Here is a 12,095-nt window from a genome sequence, read left to right on the forward strand (position 1 = left end):
AGACCCTGTCCTTCCATCTCTACCCATCCTATCCCATACTTTTTTATTATAGAGCCCACAAATTGTTGACTTCCATTGCGTTCTGTACTATAATAACAATTGCAATTGGTGAGCGCCCGTAGCTCAGGTGGATAGAGTAACGGAATCCGAGTCCGGAGGCCGCAGGTTCGAATCCTGCCGGGCGCGCCATCTATGCGCCAGTAGCTCAGTTGGTAGAGCAGCTGACTCTTAATCAGCGGGTCGTGGGTTCGAAGCCTACCTGGCGCACCAAGAAAATCAAGGGTTCGCGGGTTTAGGAGGGTACCACGAAAAAGCGATTTACTACTACCCTACTACTACCGGCCCTAAAAATAAATTTGCCGGGGATAATTACCCCGGCATTTGTTTAAGTCAAGCGCCCTTTTTCTATTCCTCCGTTTCGTCGGAGGAATTTTTCTTTACCTCTAGGATCTTATCAAGTTTTTCGGCCGCCCGACGTTTCAGATCCATGCTCGCGTGGGAATAAGTATCCAACGTCAGGCTGATTTGGGAATGGCCCAGTAGGTCCTGTACTACTTTAGGATGTTCGTCAGCTTCCAACAACCTGGTGGCAAAGGTATGCCTCAAAGCGTGGGGATTTATAGGCGGTAGTCCGGCCTTCTTTACCAATCGGTAGAAACTACGATTAAAGTTTCGAGGATTAATCGGCTTCCCTTCAGCCGTGGCAAAAACTAAATCGTTATCTTGGTACTTCGGGCCTGCCTGCGATTTCTCATGATCCTGCCGGATCTTATGGGCTTTTAGTTCTGTCAAGATACTTTTAGGAATTGGTATCGTCCGCTTGCTTTGTTTGGTCTTTGGCTCCTGGAACATAAGCATAGTCTTTTTACCTTCTGCGTTACCGGTCCTGACTTCAACCAAGGACTGGTTTATAGTGATGGTCCCTTCTTCGAGATTTACGTCCCGCCAGCGCAACCCTAAAAGTTCGCCACGCCGCAAGCCGGTGGCCAGATCCAAAAGGAAAGCCGCCCCTAACCGATCATCCTTTAAAATGCTTATAAACCTGGCCTGTTCTTCGGGGGAAAGCACCCGAATTTCTTTTTTCTTTAAACTTGGCGGTTTAGTAGCGTCGGCCACATTGCGAATCACTAATTGATTCTTCATAGCCTGTTTGAGGGCTGCATGTATAACTACATGCATAAGCCGCACCGTTCGGTTAGAAAGCTGCCCCTGGCCGTCAACACGCCCGCCCGCCAGCTTTTCATTATACAGCTTTTGTAAATGGTCCGGCCGTAAATCTTTCAAACGTATTTTTCCTAAAGCCGGTTTAAGATGCTGGCGAACAATATATTCATACCCTCCCCAGGTCGTGGGTCGAACATGAGGCTTTACGTATTCATTAAGCCAAGTATCCAGCCATTCCCCTACAGTTAACTTATCCGGTTCTACGAAGGTTCCCTGCTTAATATCATTTAAGGCTTTTGCCAACTTATCAGCGACTTCTTGCCTGGTTTTACCATAGAAAAAAATCCTTTTTTGCTTACCTTCCTCTGTTCTTCCCACAGTAATTGCCGCGCACCACCTCCCGTCCTTGCGCTTGCTTATAGTGCCTTCGTTGTTGCCGCGTTTTCTTGCCAATTCAGGTTCTCCCCTCTGCACACCAATTAATTCAATTTACCTTCAAGCTCACCACAACCGTTTGCCTTGGGCACAATGCTCTACCAGCATGTGAGCCGCATAGGGTTGAAACCCCAGCAGTTTGGCGAAATCGTACAAATTGCTGGCGAAACCTTCTAACCCGTATTCATACCAGCGAATGGCATAGATAAGCCCGTAAATGTCAGCTTCTAGTTCGTAACGGCCGTTGGTAAAATATGTATAGTTATGGTAAAACATTTGATTAATCCCGGCATGGAGTTCGTGATGGCCGATTTCATGGATTATTGAGCCGTTCAAGTACCATGAAGGTTGATTCTGATTTAAAATTAGAAGATTATTGTAAATCACCCCGCGAATTTTGCCGTTGGGCATGGAAACCTTTAAAACAGCTTCGAACAATTTATCTGCAAGATTCTCCGGACTCAATAACCCGTGTTTATCAACAGTTTCGTTAACTTTTTGGATTATTTTCTCCACTACAGCCATCCGATCACCTTCTTTGCCGCAAGCTTATGTATTTCTTTAACATTTATTAGGACACGGCCGCGGACAGAAGAATGGTACCGCCGTCAACCATCGCGTTTTTTCTGGCCGCGGCCGCGGCTTTTTTTGGCTGCTGCTGGGATTTTCCGTGTTTAGCTTTATATTCCATGATGGCGAGGACGGCGGTTTTGAGGTCTTCTTTGGTTTCTTCGTCGAGTTCGCCGACGGGGAGGCCGTTAAACATGACGTGGTCGGAGTTTAAGAGCTCTTGGAGAGCTTCTTCGAGGGAGATAGTTTCAGGAATAGGAGTATAAGGTGTTCTATCGTCAGTATGGCCTAAAAGATAATCTACCGATACCCCAAAACATTCAGCTAGTCTTTTTAAAATATCTGGAGAGGGAATATAACCTTTACTAGGGGATTCATAACCGGCAATAGCCGATCTAGTTAAGCCAAGCTTTTCGGCTAAAACGTCTTGTGTCCAACCATTCTCCTTTCTTAGCAGTTTTAATCTTTGTCCAAAAGTTGGCATTACCAAATCCCTCCATGTTCTTAATGTGAACATCTAAGGAGATTATATCATATATGTTCTGATTTAGCACGTTCTATTTAAGCCACAACTATTGACTTTGTTCTGTATCCCCACGTATAATAAGGTTGAAGGGAGGGGAACCCATGCGATACGCTCTACGAAATAAAAGGAAAGAAGCTCACCTTACTCAAGAAGAGGTAGCTAATGCTTTAAATATTAGTAGACCAGCTTATTGCAAAATTGAATGCGGCACTACCGATCCATCTCTAGCATTAGCTTTGCGTATAGCCGCATTCTTTAATTCTTCTGTAGAAGATCTTTTCTCAAACATTAATTCTCCTTCAAACGAAATACACAAGGAAAATATTGCTTAAGTTTTTAGGGAGGCATCTATTGATGGAAACCCTCGCTGAAAACTCCTACAATATCGATACTCTTAATGCTAAAGAAACAAATGGCATCTGGATAGAAGACGAAGACGGCAACCGACAATGCGTCTGCCCGGTCTCGGTAGAAATTACCGCGCTCGAAGTAGATCGCGAACGCGACCGATATTGGTATGTTGCCCAAATTGGGGAGCCAATAAACCGCGAAGTCCGCAGCCCCGTGCATGAAGGAGGGCTGGGGATTGCTCGCGCAGTGGCGATGGCGGGGGTATGGACCAACGCTAAAAAACTGGGAGCGTATTTTGATGAGATTCTAGCCACCCGATGGAGGGAATTAATCCAAAATATCCGTTCGTATGAAGAGGGAGAGACCGGGATTGACCCAGAAGCGATCTCTATTTATGAGAAATTTTGCGAATGGGTATTTGTTAACAAGAAAGAATTTGATGAAGGATTCTGGGGTCAGTTAGATGAAAGCTCAAACGAAGAAATAAAAGTTATAGTTTACGTGGCAGCTTTCGCGAAGTTTTTTGCGGATATAAGGATTAAGAACGAAGCTGAACGTCGGGCGGTATTAAAATTTTGGAAAACGAAAGGCTGGCTTAAGCCAGGTGAGCGACATCGATATAGTTCTACATACTGGGACGCATTGATGCAAAAATCACGTCGGGTTTATGTCATTTCTATTCCTAAAGATAACCTAACAACATAACTAGTTTTATCATGTTTTCCGTAAAAAAACCTAGCAAAATCAAGGGTCTTACACATCTTACACATTCCTCACTCATTCCTCACACATTGAAAACCTAGCAAAATCAAGGGTCTCACACATCTTACACATTTTTTAAAAAAATTTACTGTCGCAGAGGGGAAAAAGATGGGCTGGCATGCGAAACGACATGCTTCTTCAAAGGCTAAAATTATAAACCCTTTCGTTTCGAACGTACATACGAACGTGCTCGGCAGATTTACCTCCAGCCTATCGTCCAAACTATCATTCGCCGAAAAAGTCGATCCAACCCTTCGACTATTGAGGAATAAATTAAAAGAATTCAATAATCAAAAATCCATTAAACAAACCTACCCTGCGTCAGCATCGCAAATATGCAAATACGACCTCCGTGCCGGCCGCACAACCAGCTATTACGACGCCGAAGCGGAAGCCTTAACCACCGATCTCGAATACGTCGTCCGAACAGAAAACCGGCGGCTCCTGGAAGCCGAGCTGGACAAAGCCCGCCGCGAGGTGGCGCGGAGAACCTGCCGCTCCTTCGTTCCGCTGATGACTTTGCCGGAAGAGCAGCAGAACGCCGTCCTCCTCGCCCTGGGCCTCGGGCCGGGCATCCTTGAAGAGGCGGAATACCGCCCCGTCGAGCTCCCGACCCGCCCGGCCGGGAGGTGGAAAGTCGTCGTCCACGAACCGAAAAGAGAGGACGACGATTGGGAGCCCGACCGCGAGGTGGCCGGCATTCTCGAAGAGGAGGTCAGCCGCGGCATGGAAGACTCCGGGAACCGGCTTAGGGCCGCGGAGATGGGGCAGAAAGGGCAAAAACTGCTTATTACTTACGGTTCCAGCGGAGGAGGTGACTAAGATCATGACCGACGCCGAACTGCAGCAGCTCAAAGAAGAATTACGGGCAGAAATCCTGGCAGAACTGAAGCAGCAAGTCCGCTTCGTGCCGAGCCCGCCGCCCAGGCCGGGTGTGTGGGGGAGCGTCCGGGCGGAAGCCGAAAAACGATTAGCCGGAAAATTCAATACACAGACGCAATACCAGATCATCATGGCGATTTCCACCGTCATTCGCGCTGCGCTCCGGGTCCACGCGGCGAAAGACCTGACTGAGGAACACGCGGAAGCGGCCCATAAAATCGCCGGGACAATCCTTGATCTAATTGACGAATATACGCCGGGCCGGACCGAAGCCTCTTCCGGCACGGCCTAACCTTTCTCTGGGGGAAGAAAATAATGCGAAATCCTACCTTCGGCAAATGGCTGACAGACGATTACCCCGAACCGTCCGGCCCGCTGGTTGAAGCGGTAGACTGGGACGCCCAGGCGGAATTCGACCGTGTCGTAGACCGCCTGGGCGCCCCGCCCCGGAGCCGCCCCGTCCAGCCAGGGCGGGAGGCGGGGGAAACCATACCTGCCAGGGATAAAGTGGTAATCCGCATCAGGACCAGGGGGCCGGTACCCGTGTCCGGGAATCCTTACTACGCCCGCCCTTTCACCAAAAGTGAAGCCGAATTCCTGCTCGCGGCGGCCGGCGTCCGCCACGAAGGCGTCGTCCGGACGTACCTGGCACACTGGGCGGCAGTTTGCGACCCGGACACCCTGCGCGGCCCGGACGGCGCCCAGGGCGTGGTGGCGAGAATACGTGCTGAGGAGGGGAGGGTCGTGCGGGACGTGCATTTGTTTTTTGCCTACGACGAGGGGAAAAAGGGATGGAAGCTGGTTAAAGCGTCTGTAGAATTGGCGATTTAAATTTTATTAAATTTAAGGGGGAATAATTCAATGGGCATTTATGAAGCCGTCAAAAAGGTGAACGAGGGCGGCGGGCTGGAGTTTACCAAAAACCGCGAAAAGGGCGAGTTCGACACTTTGCTGAACCGCCCGGTGACCATTGAAAACATCGCCATTTTGGACTCGCGCTTCTACGAGGGGAAGGAAAACGCCGTCTTCACCGTCGAAGGCGACGCCGCCCATTTCTACCGCACGGGCGGCGAGACGGTAGTGGCCCAGCTCAAGGACCTCCAGGAAGGGCTGGACGAAGACGGCCTCGATTGGGACGTATTGACGCTGACGTTCCAACAGGTACGGTCCAAGCAGGGCCGGCGGTATTATGTGGTGAAGGCCCAGCTGAAGCCGGAAGTCGAAGCCCAGCTGGCCGAACGGGCGAGCCAGGAAGCGGAAGCGGAAAATATCCCGCTTTGACGTAAGGCGGCCCGCGCCTTTTTCGGGGCGCGGGCTACGATTAGGGGTTGCAGTGGTTTAAGAAGTGTGGTATAAATACTCAAGAATACTTCTTAAATCAAAAATAAAGGACTTTACCAGTTTTACCAGATCTAAACCAGAGCAAAGAACTTAAAAAATCCAATAAAATCAAGGGTTTTACCAGTTTTACCAGTTTTACCAGTTATTTTTAAGAACAGTTTAAGAACAGATAGCAAGCCCCTCCGCCCGCGTCACAGGCGGGGCTTTTATTTTTTGCGGCCGCACGGGCGTGGATGCCTCAACTCACCCGTCCCGCCCGTGCGGCCAGGCACCCCACGTTTTCCTCTCCTTCCCTGGAACCCGGCTGGAAACCTCCGGCCGGGATTTTTTTTGGGCAACTCACCAACTCACCTCATCACAATTTAACCCGGCTGGCGTCGTTCCAGCCGGGCACATTTTTTTCAAGACGGCCCAAGCAGCACTCCTTCCTCAACTGTCCGGGTGTTTGCTTTTTTCCAATTCTCGCAGAAATTCAGCGGGCGTAACAATTTTAGTATTGCCTATTGTTCCCAATGGGTATATGTGCTTCATATCTCCAGTCACGAGGTAATCGACGTTGGCCGCTTGAGCACAGGCCAAAATATGATTGTCGTCATCTTTAGAAGCGACCAATTTCGGAATTGTCTTCGGCTCTATAATTAACGAAGCCGCATCTCGCACCAATACTGTTACGCTCATCGCTTCGTCTTCCGAATACTTAAATTTTTGCTGGAGTATACGGGCAAATTCTTGTAATATGAAAGGGCTCATCACAAGCTCATACTTTCCTTCTAAGGCGGCCCTAAAAATTTGATCAGGAATGCCACCCGGAAAAATAAGTGCGGATATCAATACGTTAGTGTCCAACGTCGCTCTCATAGGTTATTTCCTTATTTCGTCAATTACATTTTCAACGTCAGCATCGTTTAAAATACCTATTTCCCTGGCCCTGAGCGAAACTTTGGCCTGCGCCCGTTCCCATTCCGTTGCCGCCATATACCGGCGCAAAGCTTCCCTCACAAGCTCGCTGCGAGTACGGTTTTCTCTCTTGGCGGTTTCCATCGCCTTTTGAGCTATCTGGGGAGGGAGGGAGATCGTCCAAATAACAGTTTCACGCATTTTTGGTCACCTCTGTCGGAGTATTACTTAGTATTACTATTAAAAGATAACACGCCGCCAAAGAAAAATCAATATCGTCATAAGGCTGGATGCTTTTTTAGGGGAAAGGGCGGCGTAGTTTAGTTTCTACTTTTTGAAAGGGTTGTAAACTTTAGCCTCCCTTTCCGGGACCCGGCTGTACGACTTGCGGCCGGGTCAAATTTTTTAGGCTAAAGACGGATCAGGCACCGTTTTTAGCTTCCCTTTCCGGTACGGCCCGGCGGCTCGGCGAGCGGCCGGGCCAAATTTTTTAGGCGGCCCCGGGCAACCGGAGGGCCGCTTTTTCGCCATTACCTTTGCCATTACCCCGGAAAGGGACGGTAGTATGCCTGATTACCCGAACAACAGCAATCCAAATACTGGTGGTATCGAAACGCCTTCCAATCCAAATACTGTCATCCGTGACAGCGGCGACACCCCGGTCGGTGCCCCTCGCCGGACGCTGCCTGATGCCATAAAGCACAAGCTCATGACTGAATCCGACATACCTCCGGCCCTGGCCGACGCCGCCGGGCTTTACTGGGTGACGGCCGAAGAGGCGAGCCGCATGACCGGCGTGCACGTCGAGAGCGGAGGTATCGCCATACCGTACCCCGGAGAGCCGGACGGCTTCGTGCGGGTGCGGCTCGACCGGCCGAAGGGCGACATGAAATACGTCTCGCCGCGCAGGGCCGGATGCCGCCTCTACGTGCCGCCGGGGGCCGACATGACCGCCCCGGAAGTGGTCATAACCGAGGGCGAAAAGAAAGCCCTCTGTGCCGTTAACAACGGCATAAACTGCTTCGGCGTGTCCGGCATCGATTCCTGGCGCGAACGCAGTGCTGTAGGGGAGCAATTGCCGCCGGACGAGGCGCTGCTTGGCCGGTTGAAGCGCGACTGGGGCGGCCAGAGGGTCGTCCTGGTCTACGATTCGGACATCGACCAGCGGCACAAGCGTTGGGCGGCTTTCCCGGAGCTGGCCGAGCAGCTGTACCGCTTAGGGGCAAAAGAGGTCAAAATAATCACCCTCCCGAAGCTGGAAGCCGTAGACGGAAAAGTCGGGCTGGACGACTACCTCGTGGCCTACAAACGGGCCGGGGAAGACGGCGCGGCCAGGTTCCGTTCCCTCGTCGAGCACGCCCCGGCGTGGCTGCCGGTCGGCGCCGGTGCCGAGGCGTTCGCGGCACGGGAGCTCGCCAGCGGCGACATAGAGCGGCAGATCCTGGGTGCGGCGGCCCTGCTGGGGCTGCTGAAGAGTGAGCCGGTGGTGAAGGCCAGGCTCAAGAGAGCGGGGATCAGACGGTACCACAAGGACATACTCGACGGGGCCAGAAGGGTCCTGTCGCAGGCGCGGGAGCGGCAGGAGCCGCGGAGGCCGCCGGAACCCGAAGAGCCGGAGCCCGAACCGCAGGTCAAAACCATCGCCGAGCTCTTCCCGCCCGCCGCCGGGACGCCCTTTGCCGATTTCCCCGTGCCGGAAGGGTGGACGATCGACAGCCTGGGGCAGATATGCACCCAGACTTTCGACGAAGAAACGGGGGAAAGCGAGGCCGATCCGGTCATCGCGTGCGTCGTGGCCCTGGCCGGGATAATGGTCCCCGCCGACCAGGGGGAAGACACGATATACGACCTCTGGTGGTACAAAGACGGCGGTTGGAACAAAATCCAGGCCGCCGGCGGCATGCTTTTCAACGTGTCGAAAGCTGTCGATTTCCTGGCAAATTTAGGGATGCCAGTAGATTCCACCAACATCATGAAAGTCATCACCTGGCTGGGGGCGCTGCGTGACTACACCTTCACCCACCCCGACCACCCGCTCCCCGTCAAAATCCTGGTGGCGCGCTCCGGCTGGCACAAGCCCCAGGGCGAGCGGATAAAGGGCGAAATGTTTGCCGTGGGGCGGGACATCTTCACGACCGCCGGGCGGGTGGACGGCGAAGCGGGGGAAACCGCCGACGCGCCCGAATCGGACCACCCTTTGAGCGAGTGGTCGTCCGGCATAGGTGCCGGCGAAAAGCAGATGCTCGCGGCCATAACGGCCCGCGGCACCCTGGATGGCCAGAAGCGGACGTACCTCAAATACTTCGAGAAATACCCCCTGGCGGCTTTCTTCACGGGCGCCGGAGCGGCCGGGCCTTTGATACGCTACCTGGTGGAAGAAGGGGAATCGGACGTCTGCGGCTTCGTGGTGGAATCGACCGACCCGGAGAGCGGCCGCGGCAAGACCACCCTCAACATGTTCCCCGCCGGCCTCTGGGGGAGGCCGACCCTGGGCGACATGATCAGGACGGCCAACCGGACCACGGTGCATTCGGAGATACTGTTTTCCGTACACTGCGACATTTCCGCCCACATCGACGAGAGCCAGCTGGTGCGGTACGCCGACGCCGTCGCGGAAATAGTGTATTCGCTCGCCCTCGGCATGGGCAAGGAGCGTGGGGCGAAGAGCGGCGGCTCCCGCAAGACGCGGCGGTGGTATTCGGTGCTGGTCGTGAGCGCCGAGCGGTCGATCCTGGACGTCGTGCGGGGGCGGCAGGGCGTGTTCGACCGGGTGCTGTCGTTCCCGCCGCTGTTCCCGGCGAAGCGGGAACAGTTCCGCGTCGAGGCGGAGCAGATCGCCAAAGATTTGGCCGCCGACTACGGCCACCTCGGGCGGCGGTACGTGCAGTGGCTGCTCTCGTTCCCCGAAGACGCGCGGCGGAAAATTATTGTGGCGACTTACCGGCGGTGGAAAGACGCCCTCGACCGGGTGACCGACAGGGTTTCCCCGGCCACGGGGAACGCCCTGGACGGTTCGTCGGAAAAAAACCAGACCCTGAAACGCCTGGCCAAGCGGGCGGCCGCGTGCGGCGCCGGGCTGGAACTGCTGCTGCGCTCCCTGGGCGAAGACGGGGAAAAGGCCACGGAGATCACGGCCGCCGCCCTGGACGCGGCGTGGGAAAACGTCGTGACAAACACCAGCGGGCGGGCGCTGCTGGCCACGGTGCTGGACGTCTTGCGCTCGTTCGTGGCCGAGAACCGCGAGCTCATCGACGGCTTACGGGAAGCGGAAGGCAAGCCGCCCCGGTGGGTGGGGAAAATAGTACGCCGGGACGGCAAAAAGTATGTAGCCTTATACGCCAATGCCGTTCGGGACGCTTTGAAGAAGAACGCGGACGTCGAGTACGAGACGGCAGCCAAGGCGTTGAAGAACGCGGGGCTGGTATGGGTCCCGGAAAAGATGAAGGAGAAACACAAAAATGTCACTTCGTTGAGGTTCGGCGGAGGAAAAAGGGAATGGTGCCTTTTAGTCGATGCGGAAGCCTTATTGGAAGACGACGCGGATATGTGGGCGGAAGAAATAGATTTGATGTCTGAAAACGACACCGGGATAGAAGACGGGGTGGAACTTTAGGACGGGAAGGAGGAGGGTTAAGTGGGAACGGATTTTGCTTGATTCTTCGTCGGGGCTAAAAAATTAACAAATTCTCCCTGGGAACGGGTTTTCCTTGATTTTACGTTGGAATGTTTTTCCTGGGAACGGATTTTTGAATAATAATGATAAAGTAGATTTTAATTTAACCTGATTTTCCTTTTGATTTTCTTGGGTTTTTTGATGGTGAGAACGGCTCCCGAATAAAATGTTCTTAGGTGTCATACGTAGATGAATTAAGGTTTTACAGGGGATAGTATGTTCTCAAGTTCATTTTGGTATGACACCGTATGACATCCGTATGACACCCCCCAGCCTTGATACTCTAAGGATGAGGCGATCTGTCATACCGTCATACCTAAATTTTTTTTTCCCTAAAAGGGGATTTTTTTTTTGCACGAGTTTTTGGTCAAAGAAAGTCAAAAATATCCGAGTTAATAAGTAGGGATTTTAATGCCTTTTTAAAAAACGTGCATTTTTTTCTTTCCTCCCTTTAGGGAAAATTTTTTTTAGGTATGACGGTATGACAGATCGCGTTTTTATAGGTATATCAACATTTAAGGGTGTCATACGGATGTCATACGATGTCATACGTAAATAAAAATGAGAACGAATTAATCTTTGTAAAATCTTAATTCATCTAGGTATGACACCCTAGAGCTATTTTTTAAAAATCCGTTCTCATATTTAAAAACCGTTGAAAAATCTTGTTTAACCCTTTATGATTTTTCCTCGTTTATCTATCTTAAATCAAAAATCTGTTCCCAGTAAAATTTTGTCAACGTAAAATCAAGGAAAAACCGTTCTCAGGGAGAATTTGTAATTTTTTTGGCCCGAACGAAGAATCAAGGAAAATCCGTTCTCACTAAAAAAACCACATTTTCCCAGACCTCTGTCAAGAGAGAAGAAAATCGTCAAAAACAGCGGTTTTAAATGTTGACGATTTTTGTCGGGTATATATCTACACGGAAAGACCGCTTTCAAAAAGGCAGAGAAATCCATTTGACTAAAGGGGATGTAAATAGATGGGAATTCTATTAGACCTTATCCACGGTAATCTCGATGACAAAAAGGTGGAACGATACAAGAAAAAATTCAACAGCCGCGCCTACATTTACGGCGATTTAAAATATAATCCCCCAGAAGAAAAAGATAAGAAAGCCAAAAAACGCCGCCTCATAAAACCTGATTCCTACGACGCCGTAAACGTGTTCCGCTCCGTGGTCGTGGATAATATCAAATATATCGGGGGGCTGGTAGGCAATGAAAACCTTTCTTGGGTGAAAGGCAAACTTATCGTGGAGGACGGCGTGCGGTACGTCGCCATTCCCACCTCTATCGTGCGGAAGGCTTTTAAGGATAAAGGTTTTGATTACGCTGGCGGCGTTGAACGTCTCAAGGAAAAAGGTGCACTATTGACAACCGGGAGAGGGAGCCGCAACGCTGTCCGGCTGAGGCTTAACGGTACACTGGAGTGGTGCTTGGCGGTAAAGGCTGAAACCGTAAATATCCCTATCCCGCAGAAAGATTGAAAGA

Annotated in this window: 13 protein-coding genes and 2 tRNA genes; 10 read left to right on the top strand and 5 right to left on the bottom strand. The window is 51.7% G+C overall.

Annotation, left to right across the window (positions count from 1 at the left end):
* Positions 1–112 precede the first annotated feature (112 nt).
* Together FLZ89_RS13680 and FLZ89_RS13685 are read left to right on the top strand one after the other, a co-directional pair.
* A tRNA-Arg gene (locus FLZ89_RS13680) sits at positions 113–189 on the top strand.
* Between the two features lie 5 nt (positions 190–194).
* A tRNA-Lys gene (locus FLZ89_RS13685) sits at positions 195–270 on the top strand.
* Between the two features lie 135 nt (positions 271–405).
* Here the strand turns inward: FLZ89_RS13685 and FLZ89_RS13690 are convergent.
* Genes FLZ89_RS13690 through FLZ89_RS13700 form a run of 3 tightly spaced genes read right to left on the bottom strand, consistent with a single transcriptional unit; the run spans position 406 to position 2,653 of the window.
* Entirely contained in the window at positions 406–1,617 is a 1,212-nt protein-coding gene (locus FLZ89_RS13690; protein WP_141264632.1) for a tyrosine-type recombinase/integrase, read from the bottom strand.
* Between the two features lie 48 nt (positions 1,618–1,665).
* Positions 1,666–2,124, bottom strand: coding sequence for an ImmA/IrrE family metallo-endopeptidase (locus FLZ89_RS13695; protein ID WP_141264631.1), 459 nt, complete (start codon positions 2,122–2,124; stop codon positions 1,666–1,668).
* A gap of 46 nt (positions 2,125–2,170) precedes the next feature.
* Positions 2,171–2,653 (bottom strand): helix-turn-helix domain-containing protein, encoded by a 483-nt coding sequence (locus FLZ89_RS13700; RefSeq protein WP_069588146.1) that lies wholly within the window; start codon positions 2,651–2,653, stop codon positions 2,171–2,173.
* 143 nt (positions 2,654–2,796) lie between these two features.
* On the opposite strand from FLZ89_RS13700, the gene FLZ89_RS13705 reads away from it, so the two are divergent.
* The 6 genes from FLZ89_RS13705 (at position 2,797) to FLZ89_RS13730 (ending at position 5,971) form a co-directional block, all read left to right on the top strand.
* On the top strand, positions 2,797–3,027 hold the full coding sequence (locus FLZ89_RS13705) for a helix-turn-helix transcriptional regulator (RefSeq protein WP_069588148.1): 231 nt from the start codon (positions 2,797–2,799) through the stop codon (positions 3,025–3,027).
* 22 nt (positions 3,028–3,049) lie between these two features.
* Positions 3,050–3,751 (top strand): hypothetical protein, encoded by a 702-nt coding sequence (locus tag FLZ89_RS13710; protein WP_141264630.1) that lies wholly within the window; start codon positions 3,050–3,052, stop codon positions 3,749–3,751.
* 318 nt (positions 3,752–4,069) lie between these two features.
* The gene (locus FLZ89_RS13715; RefSeq protein WP_141305178.1) at positions 4,070–4,630 is read left to right on the top strand and encodes a hypothetical protein; all 561 of its coding nucleotides are present in this window, start codon (positions 4,070–4,072) and stop codon (positions 4,628–4,630) included.
* A 4-nt stretch (positions 4,631–4,634) separates the two neighbouring features.
* Positions 4,635–4,982, top strand: coding sequence for a hypothetical protein (locus FLZ89_RS13720; RefSeq protein WP_141264628.1), 348 nt, complete (start codon positions 4,635–4,637; stop codon positions 4,980–4,982).
* A 23-nt stretch (positions 4,983–5,005) separates the two neighbouring features.
* The gene (locus FLZ89_RS13725) at positions 5,006–5,521 is read left to right on the top strand and encodes a hypothetical protein (RefSeq protein WP_141264627.1); all 516 of its coding nucleotides are present in this window, start codon (positions 5,006–5,008) and stop codon (positions 5,519–5,521) included.
* Between the two features lie 30 nt (positions 5,522–5,551).
* Positions 5,552–5,971: a hypothetical protein gene (locus tag FLZ89_RS13730; protein ID WP_141264626.1), complete on the top strand. Its 420-nt coding sequence runs from the start codon at positions 5,552–5,554 to the stop codon at positions 5,969–5,971.
* Between the two features lie 489 nt (positions 5,972–6,460).
* On the opposite strand, the gene FLZ89_RS13735 is transcribed toward FLZ89_RS13730, so the two are convergent.
* Both FLZ89_RS13735 and FLZ89_RS13740 read right to left on the bottom strand, forming a co-directional pair.
* A complete protein-coding gene (locus FLZ89_RS13735; protein WP_172613630.1) occupies positions 6,461–6,877 on the bottom strand; it encodes a putative toxin-antitoxin system toxin component, PIN family in 417 nt (138 codons plus the stop codon).
* Between the two features lie 15 nt (positions 6,878–6,892).
* Positions 6,893–7,129, bottom strand: a complete 237-nt coding sequence (locus tag FLZ89_RS13740; protein WP_141264624.1) for a ribbon-helix-helix protein, CopG family — start codon at positions 7,127–7,129, stop codon at positions 6,893–6,895.
* 364 nt (positions 7,130–7,493) lie between these two features.
* Between FLZ89_RS13740 and FLZ89_RS13745 the strand changes: the two genes are divergently transcribed.
* Positions 7,494–10,541 carry a DUF927 domain-containing protein gene (locus FLZ89_RS13745; RefSeq protein WP_141264623.1) on the top strand — a complete coding sequence of 1,016 codons (3,048 nt, stop codon included), beginning with the start codon at positions 7,494–7,496 and terminating at the stop codon, positions 10,539–10,541.
* Positions 10,542–11,584: 1,043 nt separating this feature from the next.
* Entirely contained in the window at positions 11,585–12,091 is a 507-nt protein-coding gene (locus FLZ89_RS13750) for a hypothetical protein (protein WP_141264622.1), read from the top strand.
* Positions 12,092–12,095 lie beyond the last annotated feature (4 nt).

The sequence above is a fragment of the Moorella sp. E306M genome (genome assembly GCF_006538385.1).
Lineage (GTDB): Bacteria > Bacillota > DSM-521 > Neomoorellales > Neomoorellaceae > Neomoorella.